Here is a 20,881-nt window from a genome sequence, read left to right on the forward strand (position 1 = left end):
GTTCTAGCCACCGCGATGCCGCAGCGAAGCAAAACTCGTTCGACCCTAACAGCATTATTTAAGGTCGCGTTTTATGTCCTCGGGTGGGCAAATCGGCCGTACCCGATTTGCCGGACCGCCCGTGACGGGCAGACTGTTTGGGATGGACGAGCAGGTGGGAGGGACACGTAGCTTCCTGCCCGCCGTGGAAGGTATGCGGGCCTGCGCGGCCCTCGGGGTCGTGGTCACCCACGTGGCTTTCGAGACCGGGCACTCCGCCGGCGTCGACGGCCGGTTGTTCGGCCGGTTCGATCTGGCCGTTGCGGTGTTCTTCGCGCTGTCGGGCTTCCTGTTGTGGCGCAGCCACGCGGCGGCGGCGCGCGGCCTGGCTCCGCGGCCGGCCACCGGACATTATCTGCGTTCCCGGGTGGTCCGCATCATGCCGGCCTACCTGGTGGCGGTCGTGGTGATCCTGACCCTGCTGCCCGACGGCAATCACGCGAGTCTGACGGTGTGGCTGGCGAATCTGACGCTCACCCAGGTGTACGTGCCGCTGACGTTGACCGCGGGCCTGACGCAGATGTGGAGCCTGTCGGTGGAGGTCAGTTTCTATCTCGCGTTGCCGATCCTGGCGATGCTGGCCACCCGGCTGCCGGTACGCGGCCGAGTGCCGGCGATCGCCGCGCTGGCTGTCGCGAGCTTGTTGTGGGGCTGGATTCCGTTCGGCGCACCGCCCGGGTTGAATCCGCTGACCTGGCCGCCGGCGTTCTTCTCCTGGTTCGCAGCAGGGATGCTGCTGGCCGAATGGGTGCACAGCCCGATCGGTTGGCCGCATCGGTTGGCGCGACACCGGGTCTTGATGGCCGTGGTCGTGGTGGCGGCATATCTGGTGGCCGCTTCACCGCTGGCCGGGCCGCCCGGTCTGGTGCCCAGCAGCGCCGCTCAGTTCACCGTCAAGACCGCGATGGGCGCTCTGGTGGCGCTGGGCCTGGTCGCCCCGCTGGTGTTGGACCGCCCCGACAGCAGCTACCGGCTGTTGGGCAGTGCCCCGATGGTGACGTTGGGACGCTGGTCCTACGGGATCTTCATCTGGCATCTTGCCGCAATGACGATGGTGTTCCCGGTGATCGGCCAGTTCTCGTTCAACGGACACATGGTCGAGGTTCTGACGTTGACGGTGCTCTTCAGCATCGCGATCGCCGCGGTCAGCTACGCACTCGTCGAATCACCATGCCGGGAAGCGTTGCGGCGCTGGGAAAAACGCGAGAAGAAACAGCCCGCCGCTACCCTGCGTCAAGAAGACGCAATCGCGCCATGATCTCCTCGCGGACCGCTGAGCGGCGCGCCTTACCGGCGTCATCGCGCAGCGGGGTGTCGACGAACTCGACGGTGACCGGCACCTTGTAGCCGGCGATGCGGCCGCGCAGGAAATCCTGCACCGCCTGCTCGTCCAGCGGCGATCCGGCGTGCACGAGGGCGTACGGCACCTGCCCCAAATCCTCGTGGGGCACCCCAACAACCAAGCAGGACAACACATCCGGATGCTCAGCCAGGGCGCTCTCGATTTCGGCCGGGTACACGTTGCGGCCGCCGACAGTGAACATGTCGACCCGGCGGTCGGAGATGTACAGAAATCCGTCGGCGTCGAAGTAGCCGAGATCACCCAGCGAATCCCAGCCGTCGCGCGACTTCGCGGTGGCGCCGACGTAGCGATACGTCGGCGCACTACCCGGGCTGGGCCGCATGTAGATCTCGCCGACCTCACCGGGTTCGCACGGGTTGCCGTCATCGTCGAGCACCTTCATCTCGCCGGCGACCACGATGCCGACCGACCCACGGTGGGCCAGCCACTGGTCGCCGGAGATGAACGTCAACGCCTGTAATTCGGTGCCGCCGTACAGCTCCCACACCACCTCGGGGCCCAGCAGGTCGATCCAGGCTTGCTTGACGGCGGGCGGGCACGGCGCGCCGAGGTGCCAGAACCGCCGAATCGACGACAGATCATAGGAATCCGGCTCGGCGTGATAGACCGGCAGCGTCCGCTGCATGATGGTCGGCACCGTCGTCAAGAAGGTGACGCCGTGCTCGGTGATCAAGCGGAGAAACTGGTGCGGGTCGAATCGGCTCATCAACACCAGGTGGTGGCGCATCAGCAGCGCGATGGTCGCGGTGGTGAAGCCGGTGTTGTGCGACAGCGGAACCGGCATCAAGGTGGTGTCACCCTCTTGGGCCCCCAGCGGATAGCCGATCGCGGCGGGGATGCGGCTGTCGCCACCGGACTCGATCAGCTTGGGCCTGCCGGTGCTGCCGCCGGAGCCCATCGCTTTCCACACCGGCGACACCGCCTCGGGCAACGGCTCGTCGGACAACTCCGGATCGGGAATGAAACCAGCAGGCACGGCGGGTATTTCGGCATGCTGACGCCCCACCAGCAAGGCTGGCGGCCGTAGATCAAGCAGGCCCTGCAACTCCGCGTCGGGCAGCCGCGCGGACAGCGGCTGGGGCACCGCGCCCAGTTTCCAGCACGCAACCGCGGCCTGGATCCATTCAATCGAATTCGGCAGCACCATGGTGACGTAGTCGCCGACGCCCACGCCGAGCGCGGCGTAGGCCCGCGCCAGCCGGTTGGTGGACCGGTCGAGTTCGGCGCGGGTCAGCGTGCGTCCGTCGCATGTGACCGCGGGCTCGTCGGGCGCGAGCGCGGCCAGCGCGGAGATCTGAGTGCCGATCGGTGGAATCGGTTCGGTCACGAGTAGGCGCCCTGTCGCTCGAAGATGCGGCGCGGGTTGTCGACCAGCATGGTGTGCAGCTGCTCGTCGGTCACGCCGCGCTGCTTGAGCGCGGGGATGACGTCGTTGTGGATGTGCAGGTAATTCCAGTTCGGCATGACCTGCGACACCAACTCGTCGGGCAGCGCGTCGAAATAACAGTTGGCGTCGTGGGACAACACCATCTTGTCGGCGTGCCCGCGCTCACACATCTGCGCGACGATGTTCACCCGGTCTTCGAACGGCGAGATCGCGTCGATGCCGAACCGATCCATCCCGAGGTAGGAGCCGGCGGCGATGAGCTCCTCGAGGTAGCCGATGTCGGTGCTGTCGCCGGAGTGCCCGATGACCACCCGGCTGAGGTCGACACCCTCCTCTTCGAAGATGCGCTGCTGCTCCAGCCCGCGCCGCAAACCGGCGTGGGTGTGCGTCGAGATCGGTACGCCGGTGCGCTTATGCGCCTGGGCGACCGCCCGCAGCACCCGCTCGACTCCCGGCGTGACGCCGGGAGCGTCGGTGGCGCACTTGAGGATCCCGGCCTTGATGCCGGTGTCGGCGATGCCTTCTTCGATGTCGCGGACGAACATGTCGGTCATCACTTCCGGGCCACCCAGCTCCGCGCCGGGGCCGAGGTAGTGGAAAGCGAACGGCACGTCATTGTAGGTGTAGAGCCCGGTGGCGACGACGATCTTCAGGTCGGTTCCCGCGGCGACGCGGGCGATGCGCGGGATGTAGCGGCCCAACCCGATCACGGTGAGGTCGACGATGGTGTCCACGCCGCGCGACTTCAGCTCGTTGAGCCGGGCGATGGCGTCGTTGACCCGCTTGTCTTCGTCGCCCCACGCCTCTGGGTAGTTCAGCGCGATCTCGGTGGTCATGATGAACACGTGCTCATGCATGAGCGTGACGCCGATGTCAGCGGTATTGATAGGTCCCTGAGCGGTATTCAGTAACGACACGTAGCCGATGCTATGACTCCGAAGGTGTGAGTTCGTTCGGATTCGGTAACCTCAATCCCTTGAGAAGTGATGTGGCTCACACTAAGGTGACCCGTGGTCATCCAGCGGAGGAGGCCTGATGCCAACGGTGACATGGGCCCGCGTCGACCCGGCGCGGCGCGCGGCGGTGATCGAGGCCGCCGAGGCGGAATTCGGGGCGCACGGCTTCTCGGGCGGCAGCCTGAACGTGATCGCGCGGCGTGCAGGCGTCGCCAAAGGCAGTCTGTTTCAATACTTTGCCGACAAGCGCGACCTCTACGGCTTCATCGCCGACGTGGTCAGCCAGCGGGTGCGGACGTACATGGAAGAGCGGATCCGCCAGCTCGATCCGAGCCGCCCCTTCTTCGACTTCCTGACCGACTGGCTGGACGTGTGGGTGGCCTACTTCGCCGACCATCCGCACGAGCGCGCCCTGCACGCGGCGGCGACCCTGGAGGTCGACACCGACGCCCGCATCAGCGTGCGCAGCGTCATCCACCGCCACTACCTGGAAGTGCTGCGGCCGTTGGTCCGCGATGCGCAAGTTCGCGGCGACTTCCGCACAGACGCCGACATCGAGGCGATGTTGTCGCTGCTGATGCTGATCTTTCCGCATCTGGCACTGGCCCCCTACATGCGCGGCATGGACCCGGTACTGGGCCTCGACGAACCCACCCCAGAGCAGCCGGCACTAGCGGTACGCAGACTCGTCGCCGTGTTGGCCGCAGCGTTTGCTGAAACACACTCGACGACAAGAGAATTCAGCCAGCCCGACATTCGTCGAGATCGACACTAGCGCGGGAAAGGTCGAGAAGCATCCACGCTGGCGTCGATTTCGGCACTCGCCGCTAGCCCACCCAGACGGTCTTGGCGTTGCAGAACGCCCGGATGCCGAGGCCGGCGAGCTCGCGACCGTAGCCGGATCGCTTGACGCCGCCGAACCCGAGCTCGGGGTAGGACACCGTCATCCCGTTGATGAAGACCTGCCCGGCCTCGATGTCGGCGATGAAGCGCTCCTGCTCGGCTTCGTCGTTGGTCCAGGCGTTGGACCCCAACCCGAACGTGGTCGCGTTCGCGATCTCGATGGCTTCGTCGATGTCGGCGGCGCGGTACATCGAGGCGACCGGACCGAAAACCTCTTCGGTGTACAGCGCCATGTCCTTGGTGATGTCGGTGACCACGGTCGGCGGGTAGAACCAGCCGGGCTGATCGGGCTTCTTGCCGCCGAGGCGAACCTTCGCGCCCGCGGCGACGGCATCGTCGACCTGCTTGGCGATCTCGTCACGGCCGGACTCGGTGGCCAGCGGACCCACATCGGTGTCCGGGTCGGTCGGGTCGCCCACCTTCAACGCCTGCATCTTCTCGACGAACTTGTCGACGAACGCGTCGTAGATGTCGGTGTGCACGATGAATCGCTTGGCGGCGATACAGGATTGGCCGTTGTTCTGCACCCGGGCGGTGACCGCCGTTTTGACGGCCTCGTCGAGGTCGACTGACGGCATCACGATGAACGGGTCGCTGCCTCCCAGTTCCATCACGGTGGGTTTGATCTCGTCGCCGCAGATCGCGGCGACCGACTGCCCGGCCGGTTCGCTGCCGGTCAGCGTGGCTGCTTTGACCCGCGGATCGCGCAGGATGGCCTCGACGGCGCTGGACGACACCAGCAACGTCTGGAAACAGTCCGCGGGGAATCCGCCCCGTGCGATGACGTCGGACAGGTACAGCGCTGACTGCGGAACGTTGGAGGCGTGCTTGAGCAGCCCGACGTTGCCGGCCATCAGCGCAGGGGCGGCGAACCGGACGGCCTGCCAGAGCGGGAAGTTCCACGGCATCACCGCTAGCACCACGCCGAGCGGCTGCCAGCGGGTGTACGCCCTTTTCGCTCCGACCTTGGACGCCTCGGCCGGCTCGTCGGCCAGCAGCTTCTCGGCGTTCTCGGCGTAGTAGCGAAAACCCTTGGCGCACTTGAGCGCTTCACCCTTGGCGGACTTGAGGGTCTTGCCCATCTCAAGGGTCATCATCGCGCCGACTTCGTCGGCTTCCTTCTCGAGAAGGTCGGCGGTGGCGTTTGCCCACTCGGCGCGCTGGGCAAAGGTAGTGGAATGGTGGTAATCGAGGAAGCGCTCGTGAGCGCGGGCGATTGCGGCGTCGACTTCGCTGTCCGTGGCGGCGGTGAAGGTTTTGACCGTCTCGCCGGTGGCCGGGTTGATGGTGGCGATGGGCACGCTGACATCCTTCGATTGCGATAGTTGTTGAAAATTTCAACACCTAGCCTGCCACTAACGTTCCCAACAAGGGAGGGCCGATGAGCAAAGCCGCCGAGCTGATAGTCAAGTGCCTGGAAAACGAAGGCGTCGAGGTGGTCTTCGGGCTGCCGGGTGAGGAGAACATCCGCTTCGTGCAGGCTCTCGCGTCGTCCAGCATTCGTTACGTGCTGACTCGGCACGAGCAGGGCGCATCGTTCATGGCCGAGATGTACGGCCGGGTCACCGGCCGCGCGGCGGTGGTGTCCGCAACGCTCGGCCCGGGGGCGATCAACATGCAGCTGGGCGTCGCGGATGCCACCACCAACAGCACGCCGTTGGTGGCGATCTCCGCTCAGGTCGGCCAGGACCGCGAGTACAAGGAGTCGCACCAGTACGTGGACCTGGTGTCGATGTTCGCGCCGATCACCCGGTGGTCCGCCGATATTCCGACCGCGCATGCCATACCGGAGATGGTCCGCAAAGCGTTCAAGCTCGCCGAGACCGAACGACCGGCCGCGGTGTACCTGGCGGTGCCTGAGCACATCGACGCCGATGCCGACGACTATCCCGACCTGGGGCCATTGCCGCGCAACGTTGTTCGCGCGGACGCGCCCGCGGTTCGGCAAGTGGCGCGCGCGGTCGATATCCTGCGTAAGGCCAAGCGCCCGGTGGTGCTGGCCGGACACGGCGCGGCGCGCTCCGGCGCGACCGCTGCCCTGGTGCGGTTCTCCGAGAAGTTCGGCATTCCGGTGGCCAACACCTTCCACGGCAAAGGCGTGATGCCCGACGATCACCCCAACAGCATCGGGGCGCTCGGGTTCATGCGGCACGACTACGTCAACTTCGGTTTCGACAACGCCGACGCCGTCATCGCTGTGGGTTACGAGTTGCAGGAGTTCGATCCCGTTCGGATCAATCCCCAAGCCGACAAGAAGATCATCCACATTCACCGGTTCCCCGCCGAGGTCGACGCGCATTACTCGGTCGACGTCGGGATCATCGGCGACATCAGCGAGTCGCTGGACGCGCTCACTGAGGCGCTCGACGACCACGTCTTCACCGCCGACCCGGAGATCCCCGGGTCAGGTCTGCTCGCCGAAGAATTCGAACGCGGACAACAGGATTCGCGCTTCCCGCTCGCACCCGCGCGGGTGGTCGCCGACACCAGGGCGGCGCTGGACCGCGCTGACGTTGTGCTGGTCGACACCGGTGCCACGAAGATGTGGATGGCCCGGCTCTACCCGACGTATGAGCCGAACACCTGTCTGATCTCAAATGGACTGTCCACCATGAGCTTTGCGCTGCCCGGTGCCCTCGGGGTCAAGTTGGCGAAACCCGAGGCGAAGGTGTTGGCCGTGGCGGGTGACGGGGCGTTCCTGATGAACGCCCAGGAGATCGAAACCGCTGTCCGGGAGAAGATCCCGCTGGTCGTGCTGATCTGGGAAGACGGCGGCTACGGCCTCATCGAGTGGAAGATGGACCTCGAGCTCGGCGAACACCACTACGTGAAGTTCGGCAACCCGGACATCGTGAAGTTCGCGGAAAGCTTTGGGGCCAAGGGATATCGCATCAACAGCGCCGACGAACTGCTGCCGACGCTGCAGGCCGCCTTGGACGATGACGGGGTGTCGTTGATCTGCTGCCCGGTCGACTACTCCGACAACCTGCGGTTGACCGACCGGCTTGGTGAACTCGACGAGACGCTCTAGCGCCGTCTAGTCGGGTAGTGAGATCGGCCGCAGATAGCTGGCTTCCAGCGTGCGATGCCACCAGGCGTGCTCTCGCCGCAGTTCAGCCGGACTGGTGAAGCGGTAACGGTAGAGCTGGGCCCGCACATAGTGCGGCGGGCCGTCCGGGAAGGGATTGCCGTGTAGCAGGCGCAGCGTCGCCGGATCATTTCGCAAGAGCCGCAGCATGAATGGCCTAAACCATGATTGGGCATACTGCGGGGAGATGGCGGCGAACCACATCAGCCAATCCAGCCGCAGGTGATATGGCGCCCACTGCCGCGGCAGCCGTCGCACCGGTCCGGGCTTGCCTTTGAACTCGTATTCCTTCCAGACCGTCTGGTCGGTGATACTCGCTTCGTCGGTCCCCTCGATTACCACTTCCCGTCGGATACGGCCGACGCTGCCGAACGCCCCGTAAGTGTTGACCAGATGAAAAGGGTTGAAGGACATGTTCATCCGTTGGCGTCGCGAGATCATGTTGCGCACCGGCCAATAGCTGAGCAGCAGCGTCAGCACGGCGAACGCGATCACCAGCGCGGCGAACCAGCGTGGCGCTTCGACGAGCTGTGGCCTTCGTGGCGTAGGTAGTTCAATGACGCTGCAGCCCAGCAGGATTGTCAACCAGTTGAGCCAGGCGAAGTTACCGGACAGCACCAGCCAGAGCTGCGTGACGACGATGATCGCGCCGGCGACGCCCGCCACCGGCTGCGGTGCGAGCAGGCCGAACGGGACGATGAGCTGCGCAAAATGGTTGCCCGCAGCCTCGATTCGGTGCAGAGGCTTGGGCAGATGGTGGAAGAACCAGCTCAACGGTCCGGGCATCGGCTGCGTCTCGTGGTGGTAGTACAGGCAGGTCAGATCGCGCCAGCAGGAGTCGCCGCGCAGCTTGATCAGCCCCGCTCCGAATTCCAGCCGGAACAGCAGCAACCGCGCCAACCACATCGCCAGCACCGGCGGCGCGACGTGGTCGTTGCCGAGAAAGATTGCCAGGAAACCTACTTCGAGGAGTAGCGATTCCCAGCCGAACGAGTACCACGCCTGGCCGACGTTGACGATCGACAAGTACAGCACCCACAGCAGCGACCACAGCAGCACCGTCAACCCGAGCGGCACCACACCGGACAGGCCACCCGCCATGGCCGCCGACAGCGCCGCCCCCGACCATGCGACCGCCGCGAAGAACCGATCGGAGTAGTGCACGTGGAAGATGCTCGGTGACTGTTTGAAGGACCGACGGGCCACAAATCGCGGTACCGGCAGCAGCCCGTGCTCACCGATCAGCGCCCGGAATTGCCGTGCTGCCGCGACGAATGCGAGAAGGTAGACGGCTGCGATGCCACGCTCGAGTATCAGTCTGCCCAACCAATACTCCGGTGCGTTCAACCAGTTCATCTCCGCAGCTCCCGGCGAGGAGTCAAAGTTTCATTGTCGCGCGTACCCCTCCGGCTGGCGGGAAAACTAGCGTCGCCCGACGATGTACGGCGGCGGCATGCCCGCGATGACAGCACCGAAATTCCGGAGCGCCGTGTTGCCGTCGGACCAGTAGCTGCTGTGCGCGTCGACGCTGGGCAGGCCGAGCGGGCCGGTGGGCCCGGGATCGGCGGCCAGTCGGGTGGCGCCGAACCCGGGCGCGGTCGGTTCGGCGCCCAGCGTCCATTCGGTGACGACGCCGCCGAAGCCGATGATGTCGTTGCCGGCGCGCATCGCATAAACGTGGGCGCCGGGGGTCAGGCTCAGGCGGTCGGCACGCTCGACCAGCATGCCGGGGCTCCCGACCGCAATGACGTTGTCGGCGTCGAGGTGGTGTCCGCCGGAAGCCGCCGCCCCGAGCACGGTCGATCCGTAGCTGTGGCCGATCACGGTGTCGATCGACCGATGCCCGACGTGCGAGGCCCGCAGCCCGTTCTCGAACACGTCCAGACGATCCGCGCCGCGCTGTGCGGGCCCCGGAAGGGCCGCGCGGCTGAGATCCATCGGACGGTCGTAGCCCATCCACGTCGTCACCGCGACGTCGTCCGGTTTCAGGCCGGTGCCGGCGGCCAGTGCGGCGGTGCGCATGGCCGACGCGATCCGGTCGCTGAACGACAGCCGAGACAGGTCTTGGCCGGTGCCGGGCAGAAAGATCGCGTTGCGGGCCGCGGTGTCCGGATTGCCGATCGACAATGCGCCGTGGCCGAACTCGTCGAGCAGGCCCAGGTAGCGCTTCGGCCCATTGTCGAGGCTCAACTGCGCGTCGACGGCCCGGTAAGCATCGAGTTGTTTTCTGGCAGCGTCGAATTGCGACTGCAGCGCGTAGAGGATGCCGTCGTCGACGAGATGTCCGGTGAGCAGCTCGTCGATGCTGAGCCGCATTCGGTCGAGGTCGGCCTGGGTACGCTGCTCGAGTTCGGTCAGGTGCAGCCGGTTGTAGTGGTCCTTGCCCAAGTGGTCCGGCGGATCCCACGGCATCCCGTCCCGGTTGCCGATGCTGTGATCCCTGCGGAAAAGCTCGTCTTTCTCGTCGGGGGTGAGCCGATTCCACAGCTCGTTGAACTGTCTCGGGTCGTCGGGCAGCGGGTCGGACAGCGCACGTCGGAGCTGTGGTCGACGGTCCTGTCGTTCGCGGCCGACCGTGCCGATGGCGGCGGCCAAATCCTGGTCGATCGAGTTCGCCTCTACGACAATCAGATTCAGCCGATTTCGCAGGTCATTGTTACCAGGGAGCACTGTGTTGGTCAGCGGGTCGATCGCCATGTCGAGCTCGTCGGCATCGTGGCGCAGTGCGGCCAGGTTCGCCTGCAGCCGTGCGATGCGGTCGGCTGCGACGCCGGCCGCCCGCGCGACTGTCAGCGACTCGACGCCGTGCGCGTCGAGTTCGGCGCGGATTATCGCGTTGGTGTGTTGGCGGACTTCAGCTTTGGCGCCGACCCAGGTGTCGTCCAGCGCCATGTCGTCCGCTGCGTCCAGGGTGGCCCGGCCACGCGCGCCGGCCGCCAGGTGCACCTCGCGGACCGCGTCGACGCTCCACCGATCGATGTCGGCCACCGTCAACGACACCGGTCAGACCGCACCCAGCTTTTCGGCGCGCTCGTTCTCCTCGGCAGCGAGGCGCATCCCGTCGTCGGTCAACTCCAAGGCGTGATCGCCGAGTCGGGTGAGCATTCGACGCGATGCCTGCAACCATTCCGCCACTGCGATATTCAGCGCTGTGGCGGAGAGGCCCACCCAGCCCGACTGGGCTGCGGCAATCCGGTTGTCCGATGTCAGGTGGGCGGTTGCCACGTCCTCGCCGACTCCGGCGATGCGCGCTGCCGAGGCGGCCAATGCCGCCAAGTCGACTCGATACATGCCATAGCCGTAACAGCGGCCCAGATGGCCGGCAACTCACCTGGGGGCCCGACGGGTGTGCTATGCACAGTTGTGCGTTAACGCCCAGCCGACGGCCGCGTCACCACCGAGGCCGCCACTGCCGCAAGCGATATCAGCGCGAGTAGTTGCACCCAGGGCGAATGGCCGGCGTAACCGTCGACGGCCCGCCAGGGGTGCCGGGCGAGCGTCGCGCCGGCCAGGATCAGACCGCCGGCACTCAGCCCCAGCGTCACGGCGTCGCGTCGTCGCGGGTCACCGCGCAATACCCACCGCAGACCGAGCGCCGCGGCGAACACCGCAACGCCCGCGAGGCCGGCGATCACCGCCGTCGTCGCGAACACCGCGCCGACCGCCCACGACCCGGGTGTCCACGGGCGCGCCGCCGGATCGTCGGAAGGTTCTCGGCGCCGCGGCCACCACGCCATCAGGGCCACCAGCGGTAGCAGCGTCAGACCAACGGCCAGGCCGGCGCGGTACAGCGAGTTCGGCGCGAACGTCAGCGTTACGGTGCCCGACGTTCCCGGCGGCACCACCCAACCCTGCTGCCACCCGTTGACCACGATCGGCGTCAGCCGAGTCCCGGTGCCCGTTCGCGCCACCCAGCCCGCATTGATGCTTTCCGGCACGACCAACACCCGCGGCGCCGGCGAGTCCGCGACGCGTACTTCGCGACGGGCCGGACCCCACGCCTCGGTGGATGCCGGAGTGACTGATGCGGTCGACGGAATCGCCTGCGGCCCAGACAATGTCGCGCCGTCAACGACGAATTGCGGTCCCGGGCTGATCAATAACTCCTGCTGTCCGGTCGGTAACATGATCGGCTGCGGGTCGCAAAGTTCCGCAGCGATCGGCGTGCCGTCCAGCAATGCGCCTGCCGATGCATGAATCGAGGTGTGCACGAATCGGCCTGCGATGGCGATGACCGGCCCGCGGTCGCAGTCGACGGTGACGTCTCGGGCCCGATTGCGGGTGGCATCGGCCGGGGCAATCGGTGTGCCGTCTTTGCCGAGCGCCGTGATCTCGGCGAGCCCCGGCGGTTTGAGTTGGTCGAATCCCAGTGCGGTGCGGTCGATCACGTCGTCCCAGTCGAGCAGGCTGACCGTCACGGTGTCGGTGACCCTGGGTTGCAGCGGCACGCTCTGCGGACCGGATCCGGTCAGACGGCGTACCTGCGGGCCGTCACCGAGGTCGATGGCCACCATGGTCGGGTGCACCGGCAGCGGCGACGCGCTCGGCGTCAGTCGCAGGCCGCCCACCTCGGTGGGCTCCGGCAGGGTGAGGGTCAGCGTCGGGGCGGTCTTGTGTTGCACCACGCGCTGCGGCGCCGTCCAGGCGGTGGCGGGGTCGCCGTCCGTGGCGGCGTAGGCCGAGCCGAGCACGTCGACCAGATCCGAGTCGCCGCGGGCCCGGACGGCGCCCGGTTCGGCGACCAGGTCGGCCAGTTGTGGTCCCGAACGCGCCCGCACCCAGACCATGGGCTTTACCTGCGTGGGCTGCGGCACACTCAGCATGCGGCTGAAGGTGGCGGGCGATTCCGGTGCCAGCGCCATCGACGGCGCGCACCGGACATCGGTCGGGCCCATCGCGCAGCCGGGCCTGTCCAGTGGCTCGGATCCCAGATCCCATTGGGCGACAACCGAATTCGTTGGCGGAGCGGGGACCAGCGCGGTGTGTCGCAGGTCGACCGGATGGGCGAACCCGGCGGCGTCGAACTGAGTGATGGACAGGTCGGTGATCGCGAACTGCACGCCGGGGGAGCCGTCGCTGGTGCCGATCGCGGTGATCCGCACCCACGGGGTCTCTCCGTATGGCAGCGCGGCTGTGACGGGTTTACCGGACTCGTCGAAACGCAATGTCGTTGTGCCGGTAGCAGTTTCAACTTCTACGCGGCGGACCTGCGCCCCGACGGTGGTGGCGCTGGGGGTGATCGCGATGACGCTGTTGGTGATCGGATGGTCGAAGTCGATGCGCAGCCATTGGCCGACAGCCGACTGCAGACTGTTCGACACCCACGCCGTCGCGGAATCGCCGTCGATCGCGGCGGCCGGGGAGGCGGCGGTGGCGACATCGGGCAGCGCGGTGGAGTCCGACGACGAACTGGATGCCGTCAGCCGTCCTCCGCTCCATCCGCCGTAGACCGTGTCCGCGCCCGGGCTCGGATAGTCCGGCACCCGGTTGAACGTGTGCCGCGCATCGCCGTCGGCGCGAATCGCCGACGAGTGGTCGTCGACGCGGCCGTAGTCGGTCTCGCGGGCCAGCGGTGTGTCGGTCACCGTCACCACCGGGACCGGCAGCCGCGCACGCTCGGCGTCGGCGGTCAGCAGCACCGGACCCAGCGGGGGCTGCCCGGTGAGCCGGCGTCGCTCGTCGAGTCGCAGCAACACCTCGGGCCCGCCGTCGACGCGGGCCAGCTGGTCGACGTCGGCGAGGTAGGGCGCAGCCGGGTTAGCTGCGGCGACGCGGTAGATCTCGACGGCGGGGTACCGGGGCCGCAACCCGCTGTCGGCGACGAAACCGGACACCGGGCCCGGTCCGACCGGCGCGCCGAACTGGGCCACCTTCTGCAGTCGCGGCGACCCGGTGATCGCCCGGTGCACCAGGATCGGGCGGGCCGATCGTGAGGTGTCCGGGTCCAGATCGTTGCGCACCACGACATACGAAATCCTTTGGCGGGCAAGCGTATCGGCGAGCCCAGCAGAGGGCCGTCCGGCGGCGAACAACCGCTGGACCGAATCCAGCGCGCGGATGGTCTGCGGCGGTGTCAGTGGAATCGAGTCACGAACGCCCCACGGGCTGTCGCCGAGCACCTGCAGCGGTTCGTCGTGGCTGGTGCCCCACAGTTGGGTGGCGAACGGTGCACCGGGAACCACCAGCACGCGGCCCGGCGTCGGCGTGCCGGTGTCGTGTGCGGTGAGCCAGTCGGCGGTTTCATGCCAATACCGCGGTATCTCGGTGAACGTGCCGGGCGGGGCGATCCGGCCCGTCCATGCCAAGGACGTCCCGGCGATCAGCGCGGTCAGCGCGACGATCCCGGCCGCGACCCGTCTGTCGCGCTCGGGGTGGGCGAAAGCGTGCACCCATACCGATCTGGGCGCGCTGCCCGGCAGCGGAATCCGGCCCAGCAGCTGGGCCAGACCCAGCACGACCGGGATGCGGATCAGGGGCTCCAGCTTGTGCACATTGCGCAGCGGGGCGCCACCGGCGTCCAGGAAAGCCTGCACCTGGTGGGCCAGCGGCGAACCCAGCCCGCCGCTATAGCCGACGCCCAGCAGCACCACGCCGACCAGCAGCATCGTCACCAGTCGGCCCCGGGCCGCCATGCCGGCCATCGCGAGGCCGGCCAGCCCGGCGGCTGCCACCAGGCTGGTGGCCAGAATGGCGACCGGTCCGGTGACCAGCGGTGCGCCCGCGGTCGCATTGGGTGCGACGAACGGTGTCCAGCTGCCGGTGCCGCGCAGCACCTCGACCAGCGACGACCACTGCGTCGTCACGCCGGAGGATTCGATGAAATCCAGGAACGGTGGGCTGATCCGCGCCATCAGGATCAACGCCACCAGCCACCACGACGTCGCCAAGGCCAACGCCAACGCCCACCACGCTGTGAAGCGCCACCACCGCCGGTTGGGTCGATGGCTGGCCCACCAGATCACCGCGGGCAGGCAGCCGGCCAGCGTCGCGATCGCGTTGACCGCCCCCATCAGCGCCACCGCCACCCCGGCCTGACCGGCCAGCCGGCGCACCGACCTGTCGCCGCCGCGCAGCGCCAGGATCGTCGGCAGTAGCACCCACGGCGCCAGCATGATCGGCAGCGTCTCCGACGAGATCGACCCCAGCGTGGCCAACACCCGGGGCGACAGTGCAAACGCCGTCGCGGCGATCACCCGCGACGAGGGGCTGCCGATACCCAGCGCCTCGGCGACACGCAGCAGCCCCCAGAAGCCGGCGGTCAGCAACAGCGCCCACCACAGCCGCTGGGTGAGCCAACCCGGCAGCCCCAGCAGGTGACCGGCCACAAAGAAGGCGCCGTGCGGGAACAGGTAGCCGTACGCCTGGTTCTGGGCCTGGCCGAACGGCAGGTCGCTGTTCCACAGGTTGGTCGCCCGGGCCAGGAAGCGCAGCGGGTTGGCGGTGAGGTCGAGCTTGGTGTCCGGCGAGATCTCACCGGGCGACGACGCCAGGCTCAGTGCCAGGGCGACCGCAGCGACCAGCCACAGCCACCGCCGCGACAGCGGCACGGCCTCGTCGGGCCCCGGCACGGCCCGCATCGTGGGGTGCGCCAGGTTAGCTGCGGTTGCCGTACTCGACCCGGTTGAGCACCGAGGACTGCGGGTCGCCGCCGGGCAGTGGCGGCTTGGTGTCTTGCTGCACCATCAACGTGATCCCGAAAATCGCGGCGGCGCCCAGCAGCAGACCGACCACGACGCTGGCGGCGGCGGGCGCGACAAAGCGATTCATAGCTGCAACCTAACAGAGGACGTAGAGGATGAGGTCGCGGCCGGTAGCCGCGAGCCGGTCAGCCCATGACAGCATGGCCTGATGGGTTTGCCACGGGTTCTGGCCGTTCTCGCTGCCGCGACGGCGCTGATCGCGGGGTGCGGCCACACCTCACAAGCACCGAAATCTGCACCGGCCACCTCGTCGGCGGCCAAGGCGATACCCCCGGCGAAGGCGGCGTGCGGGGACCCGGCGGCCCTGCCGGTGCGGGAGAAGCTGGCCCAGCTGTTGATGGTCGGCGTCCGCGACGGCGACGACGCCACAGCGGTGGTGACGAAATTTCACGTCGGCGGCATCTTCATCGGCAGCTGGACTGACATGAAGATGCTGGGACCCAACCTGGTCAAGGACCTCTCGACCGTGACGGCGCTGCCGGTGGCGGTCAGCGTCGACGAGGAAGGCGGCCGGGTGGCCCGGCTGTCCAAGCTGATCGGGCCGGCACCGTCGGCGCGGGAGTTGGCGCAGACTCACACCCCCGACCAGGTCTACGGCCTGGCGCTCGACCGGGGCCACCGGATGCGCGGCCTCGGCATCACCGTCGACTTCGCGCCCGATGTGGATGTCACCAACGCCCCCGACGACACCGTCATCGGCGACCGGTCGTTCAGCTCCGACCCGGCGAAGGTCGTCGAGTACGCCCGGCAGTACGCCCGAGGTCTGCACGACGCCGGTGTCCTTCCAGTGCTCAAGCATTTCCCCGGCCACGGACATGGGTCCGGCGACTCGCACACCGGATCCGTGATCGTCACGCCGCCGCTGCAGCAGTTGCAGAACGACGACTTGGTGCCCTACCGCGAACTGCTGAACGCTGTCGCACCGCAGGGCGCGATGGTCGGCCACTTGCAGGTGCCCGAACTCACCGGCAACGAGCCGGCGAGCGTCAGCCGCGCCGCGGTGCAGATGCTGCGGACCGGCGTCGGCTATCACGGCCCGGCCTTCGACGGCCCGATCTTCAGCGACGATCTGTCCAGCATGGCGGCGATCAAGGACCACTACACCGTGCCCGAGGCGGTGTTGCGCACCCTGCAGGCGGGCACCGACGTCGCGCTGTGGATCACCACCGACGAAGTGCCCGCGGTTCTCGACCGGTTACAGAAGGCTTTGGACGCCAAGGAATTGAAGATCTCCGACGTCGACGACTCGGTCCGGCGGGTCGCGAAGTTCAAGGGGCCCAAGTCGGACTGCGGCCCGTAATGCGGCGTCCGGAGCGCGAATTGCCTACGCTGATCTGCGTAGTGGTCCGCTAAAGGGAGACAGCATGGCAGGTGGTACCAAGCGGTTACCGCGTGCTGTCCGTGAACAGCAGATGCTGGACGCCGCGGTGGAAATGTTCTCTATCAACGGCTATCACGACACCTCAATGGATGCGATCGCCGCCAAGGCCGAGATCTCCAAGCCGATGCTGTACCTGTATTACGGGTCCAAGGAGGAGTTGTTCGGCGCGTGCCTCGACCGCGAGTTGGCGCGATTCATCGACGCCGTGCGCGAGGACATCAACCTCGACCAGAGTCCGAGAGACTTGCTGCACAACACGATTGTCGCGTTTATGCGCTACATCGACGCCAACCGTGCGTCCTGGATCGTGATGTACGCGCAGGCCACCAACTCGCAGGCATTCGCCCACACCGTGCGGGAGGGACGCGAGCGAATCATCGCCCTGGTGGTGCGGGTGTTGCAGGCGGGCACCCGGAATCCCGAACCCGACGCCGACTTCGAGATGATCGCGGTCGCGCTGGTGGGCGCCGGCGAAGCGATCGCGACCCGGCTCAGCACCGGTGACACCGACGTCGACGGCGCTGCCGAAGTGATGATCAACCTGTTCTGGCGTGGCCTCAAAGGTAAGCCGGTCGACAAGGACGCGGCGGAATCCTCGATCGAATCCGGTTGACGGGTGATGGGACGACGCAACGCTGACTTCTTTTGTGCGGTAATCATTGTCGGACTTCTGGCCGGGGTGGCCGGGTTGTCAACGATGCTGTTGCTGCGCTTCCTTGAACATCTCACCTATCACTACACATTCGGATCGTTACTGGAAGGCGTCGCTGGTAGCAGCCCGGTCCGTCGCGCCATGGGGCCGATGGTCGGCGGAGCTCTTGCGGGGCTGGGGTGGTGGCGACTGCGGCGCCGGGCCGATATCCCGTCGCTGTCCGATGCTATCGCAGACCGGTCGCGCATTCGCTTGCTGCCATTCGGTGTCGACGCGGCGCTGCAGGTGTTGGTCGTCGGCTCTGGTGCGTCGCTGGGCCGTGAAGTCGCCCCTCGCCAATTCGCCATGGCTCTAGGGGATTTCGCCACAGGGTGGCTGAAGCGGCTGTCGGCGCACGATCGCGAGATCCTGCTGGCCTGTGCGGCCGGCGCCGGACTCGGTGCGGTGTATGCGGTACCGCTCGGTGGCGCACTGTTCGCAGTGCGGATCATGTTGAAAACCTGGCATCCTCGGGCGCTGGGTGCCGCATTGATCACTTCCAGCCTGGCGGTCGCGGTTTCCTCGTTTGCCACCCATGATCAGCCGATCCTGAACTGGCCCAGCCTGCACGTGTCGTATCGGCTGATCGGTTATGCACTGCTGTTAGCCCCGCTGACTCTTGGCTTGGGGCTCGCCTTCAACCGTCTCATGGCATCGGCACGTCACGCAGCGCTGACTCGATCGTGGCTGCTGATCCCGGCGCTCGCCGGAGCGGGATTGCTGATCGGTGTCTGCTCACGCTGGTGGCCCGAACTACCCGGCAACGGGAAATCGATCCTGAGCGCAACCCTCGCCGGCGGCATGACCCTGGAAACGGCGGCGGTAGTTCTGGTTCTGAAACCAGTTCTGACGGCGGTGTTTTTGCGCGCCGGCGCGAGGGGCGGGATGCTCACCCCCGCGCTGGCCACCGGCGCCGCGGCAGGCACGCTGTTGGTGCTGACCGTCAACGCGCTGGCAGGAACTCAATATCATGTTCCGGCAGTCTCAATGGCCGGCGCAGCAGGAGTGTTGGCCATCACTCAACGTGCGCCATATTGGGCCGCGATCTTCGTCTGGGAACTCGCCAGGCCCCCGCTGTGGTTGCTGCTGGTTTTCCTGGTCGCTGCCCTTGGCGCGCACGGGTTGGAGCTCTTGGTCAACCGATTCCGCGGGCTAGTGCGCCCGTAGCGTGCCGGTCAGGTGCGGGTAGCCCTTGGCGATATTGCGCAAGCTGATGTCCCAGCCGTCTGGCACCTGTTCGACATACAGTCCGGCGCTCGCAGGCAGCAGCACCGGTTTGCCGAACCGCACCGAATACGTCACCGCATCGGGTAGTGAAGCTTCCAGGTTCGCCAATACCGCTGCCGCGCTGAACATCCCGTGCGCAATCACGGTCGGGAAGCCGAACAGCTTGGCTCCGACCGGGTTGGTGTGGATGGGGTTGTGGTCGCCACCGATAGACGCGTAGCGGCGGATCTGACCCGGCGATATCCGCACGATCGCCTTCGGTGCCGGCAATTTGGGCTGCTTCTCCGGCGGCGGCTTGGGCTCGTCGGACAGGCTGGTCCGCTGCTGGTGCAGAAAGGTGGTGACCTGATGCCATGCCACCTCGTTGCCGATGCTGACATCGCTGATCAGGTCGACCAGCAGGCCTTTGCGGTGTTCGCGCAGGTTCTCCGCGTGGACCGCGATGTTGACGGTGTCGGTCACCTTGATCGGCCGATACCGGGTGATGTGGTTCTCGATGTGAACGGATCCCATTGCAGCGAAAGGGAAGTCGAATCCGGTCACCAGCGACATCACCGTCGGGAAGGTCAACGCGAACGGGTAGGTCAGCGGCACCGCGTCGCCGTACCGCAGGCCGGTGACCTCGGCGTAGTCGGCCACGTTGGCCCGATCGACGGGTAACTCGTAGACGTTCAGGGTGCGGGTGGGCAGAGTGTCGCTGCGTGGCACGAACGGCAACGCGCCGGCCGCCGCGCGCAGCATGTTCTTCAGACCGCTTGGTTGCGTCACTGGTTCTCCTCAGCCGGACTAAGCGCCCAGCATCGCTTGGCCGCAGACGCGGATGACGTTACCCGTCACCGCATTCGACGCGGGACTGGCGAAGTAGGCGATGGCCTCGGCCACGTCGACCGGCTGGCCGCCCTGATACAGCGAGTTGAGTCGACGGCCCACCTCGCGGGTGGCCAACGGGATGGCCGCGGTCATCTTGGTTTCGATGAAGCCCGGCGCGACGGCGTTGATCGTGACGCCCTTCTCGGCGAGCTGCGGTGCCAGCGCCTGAGTCAACCCGATCATGCCGGCCTTGGTGGTGGCGTAGTTGGTCTGCCCGCGGTTGCCCGAGATGCCGGCCATCGACGACAAGCCGATCACCCGGCCACCCTCGCCGATGCTGCCGTTGTCAACCAGCCCCTCGGTGAGGCGTTGCGGCGCAAGCAGATTCACGGCCAAAACGGAGTTCCACCGCGCGTCGTCCATGTTCGCGAGCAACTTGTCGCGGGTGATCCCGGCGTTGTTGACCAGGATGTCGGCCCGCCTGGCGTAGTGCTCGTTCAGGTGCGCGGTGATCTGGTCGACGGCGTCGTCGGCGGTCACGTCGAGTGCCAGCGCGGTGCCACCGATGCGGGTGACCGTCTCGGCCAGAGCCTCGGCGGCGGACTCGACGTCGATCGCCACCACGCGGGCCCCGTCGCGGGCGAAGACCTCGGCGATGGTCGCGCCGATGCCTCGGGCGGCACCAGTCACGATGCCGACCTTGCCGTCCAGCGGCTTGTCCCAATCGGCGGGCGGCGTGGCGTCGGCGGCTCCCACGTAGAACACCTGGCCGTCCACGTAGGCCGACTTGGCCGACAGGATGAACCGCAGGGTGGATTCCGCGCCGGTGGCCGCCGGCTTGGCGTCGGGGGACAGGTACACCAGTGCCGCGGTGGCGCCGTGTTGCAGTTCCTTGCCCAGCGAGCGGGTGAAGCCCTCCAGTGCCCGCTGTGCGATCCGCTCGTCGGCGCTCTTGGCTTCATCGGGCGTGGTACCGACGACGACCACGCGGCCCGAGTGGCCGATGTTGCGCATCAGCGGCGTGAAGAACTCATGCAGAGCCGTCAGCCCGGCCGGCGTCGTGATGCCGGTCGCGTCGAACACCAGGCCGCCGAACGAGTCCGCCCAGCGGCCACCGAGATTGGCACCCACCACGTCGTAGTCGTCGGCCAGCGCCGCCCGGAGCGGCTCGACCACCCGTCCCTCGCCGCCGATCAGCAGCGACCCGGCCAGCGGCGGATCACCGGCCCGATAGCGCCGCAGCGTCTCGGGCTGCGGGATACCAAGCTGCTTGGCAAGGAACGAGCCGGGCCCGGAGTTGACGACTTGGGAGAATAGATCGGGTGCCACTGAGTTG

The 20,881-nt window shown here is 67.1% G+C and carries 16 protein-coding genes; 6 read left to right on the forward strand and 10 right to left on the reverse strand.

The features are described from left to right. Window positions 1-142: 142 nt before the first annotated feature. On the forward strand, window positions 143-1,297 hold the full coding sequence (locus G6N27_RS18045) for an acyltransferase family protein (RefSeq protein ID WP_232064657.1): 1,155 nt from the start codon (window positions 143-145) through the stop codon (window positions 1,295-1,297). Here the strand turns inward: G6N27_RS18045 and G6N27_RS18050 are convergent. Together G6N27_RS18050 and G6N27_RS18055 are read right to left on the reverse strand one after the other, a co-directional pair. After that, window positions 1,263-2,729, reverse strand: coding sequence for an AMP-binding protein (locus G6N27_RS18050; RefSeq protein WP_163778517.1), 1,467 nt, complete (start codon window positions 2,727-2,729; stop codon window positions 1,263-1,265). The genes G6N27_RS18045 and G6N27_RS18050 overlap by 35 nt on opposite strands. Further along, entirely contained in the window at window positions 2,726-3,706 is a 981-nt protein-coding gene (locus tag G6N27_RS18055; protein ID WP_163778520.1) for a phosphotriesterase family protein, read from the reverse strand. The genes G6N27_RS18050 and G6N27_RS18055 overlap by 4 nt, the downstream gene beginning before the upstream one ends. Before the next feature lie 118 nt (window positions 3,707-3,824). Here G6N27_RS18055 and G6N27_RS18060 point away from each other — a divergent pair, with 118 nt between their 5' ends. Beyond that, the gene (locus G6N27_RS18060) at window positions 3,825-4,520 is read left to right on the forward strand and encodes a TetR/AcrR family transcriptional regulator (RefSeq protein ID WP_163778523.1); all 696 of its coding nucleotides are present in this window, start codon (window positions 3,825-3,827) and stop codon (window positions 4,518-4,520) included. 52 nt (window positions 4,521-4,572) lie between these two features. On the opposite strand, the gene G6N27_RS18065 is transcribed toward G6N27_RS18060, so the two are convergent. Then, on the reverse strand, window positions 4,573-5,949 hold the full coding sequence (locus tag G6N27_RS18065; RefSeq protein ID WP_163778526.1) for an NADP-dependent succinic semialdehyde dehydrogenase: 1,377 nt from the start codon (window positions 5,947-5,949) through the stop codon (window positions 4,573-4,575). A gap of 80 nt (window positions 5,950-6,029) precedes the next feature. On the opposite strand from G6N27_RS18065, the gene G6N27_RS18070 reads away from it, so the two are divergent. Continuing rightward, window positions 6,030-7,679 (forward strand): acetolactate synthase large subunit, encoded by a 1,650-nt coding sequence (locus tag G6N27_RS18070; RefSeq protein ID WP_163778529.1) that lies wholly within the window; start codon window positions 6,030-6,032, stop codon window positions 7,677-7,679. Between the two features lie 6 nt (window positions 7,680-7,685). On the opposite strand, the gene G6N27_RS18075 is transcribed toward G6N27_RS18070, so the two are convergent. The 5 genes from G6N27_RS18075 to G6N27_RS18095 form a co-directional block, all read right to left on the reverse strand. Then, the gene (locus tag G6N27_RS18075; RefSeq protein WP_163778532.1) at window positions 7,686-9,092 is read right to left on the reverse strand and encodes a lipase maturation factor family protein; all 1,407 of its coding nucleotides are present in this window, start codon (window positions 9,090-9,092) and stop codon (window positions 7,686-7,688) included. Window positions 9,093-9,158: 66 nt separating this feature from the next. Then, window positions 9,159-10,736: an alpha/beta hydrolase gene (locus tag G6N27_RS18080; protein WP_163778535.1), complete on the reverse strand. Its 1,578-nt coding sequence runs from the start codon at window positions 10,734-10,736 to the stop codon at window positions 9,159-9,161. A gap of 3 nt (window positions 10,737-10,739) precedes the next feature. After that, a complete protein-coding gene (locus tag G6N27_RS18085) occupies window positions 10,740-11,027 on the reverse strand; it encodes a WXG100 family type VII secretion target (protein ID WP_163778538.1) in 288 nt (95 codons plus the stop codon). Window positions 11,028-11,104: 77 nt separating this feature from the next. Further along, window positions 11,105-15,313 carry a DUF3367 domain-containing protein gene (locus G6N27_RS18090; protein WP_163778541.1) on the reverse strand — a complete coding sequence of 1,403 codons (4,209 nt, stop codon included), beginning with the start codon at window positions 15,311-15,313 and terminating at the stop codon, window positions 11,105-11,107. Window positions 15,314-15,329: 16 nt separating this feature from the next. Next, window positions 15,330-15,503 (reverse strand): DUF2613 domain-containing protein, encoded by a 174-nt coding sequence (locus G6N27_RS18095; protein ID WP_067342410.1) that lies wholly within the window; start codon window positions 15,501-15,503, stop codon window positions 15,330-15,332. Between the two features lie 81 nt (window positions 15,504-15,584). Between G6N27_RS18095 and G6N27_RS18100 the strand changes: the two genes are divergently transcribed. The 3 genes from G6N27_RS18100 to G6N27_RS18110 all read left to right on the forward strand — a co-directional run bounded on the left by G6N27_RS18100 (window position 15,585) and on the right by G6N27_RS18110 (window position 18,675). Then, window positions 15,585-16,736 carry a glycoside hydrolase family 3 N-terminal domain-containing protein gene (locus tag G6N27_RS18100; protein ID WP_163778544.1) on the forward strand — a complete coding sequence of 384 codons (1,152 nt, stop codon included), beginning with the start codon at window positions 15,585-15,587 and terminating at the stop codon, window positions 16,734-16,736. A gap of 64 nt (window positions 16,737-16,800) precedes the next feature. After that, window positions 16,801-17,430, forward strand: coding sequence for a TetR/AcrR family transcriptional regulator (locus G6N27_RS18105; RefSeq protein WP_163778547.1), 630 nt, complete (start codon window positions 16,801-16,803; stop codon window positions 17,428-17,430). Window positions 17,431-17,436: 6 nt separating this feature from the next. Beyond that, window positions 17,437-18,675, forward strand: a complete 1,239-nt coding sequence (locus tag G6N27_RS18110) for a chloride channel protein (RefSeq protein ID WP_163778549.1) — start codon at window positions 17,437-17,439, stop codon at window positions 18,673-18,675. Here the strand turns inward: G6N27_RS18110 and G6N27_RS18115 are convergent. Both G6N27_RS18115 and G6N27_RS18120 read right to left on the reverse strand, forming a co-directional pair. Next, the gene (locus tag G6N27_RS18115; protein WP_163778551.1) at window positions 18,661-19,503 is read right to left on the reverse strand and encodes a MaoC/PaaZ C-terminal domain-containing protein; all 843 of its coding nucleotides are present in this window, start codon (window positions 19,501-19,503) and stop codon (window positions 18,661-18,663) included. The genes G6N27_RS18110 and G6N27_RS18115 overlap by 15 nt on opposite strands. An 18-nt stretch (window positions 19,504-19,521) precedes the next feature. Further along, complete coding sequence (locus G6N27_RS18120; protein WP_232064662.1) at window positions 19,522-20,874, reverse strand: 3-oxoacyl-ACP reductase; 1,353 nt, start codon at window positions 20,872-20,874, stop codon at window positions 19,522-19,524. Window positions 20,875-20,881 lie beyond the last annotated feature (7 nt).

The organism is Mycobacterium cookii (assembly GCF_010727945.1).
In the GTDB taxonomy this organism is placed as follows: domain Bacteria; phylum Actinomycetota; class Actinomycetes; order Mycobacteriales; family Mycobacteriaceae; genus Mycobacterium; species Mycobacterium cookii.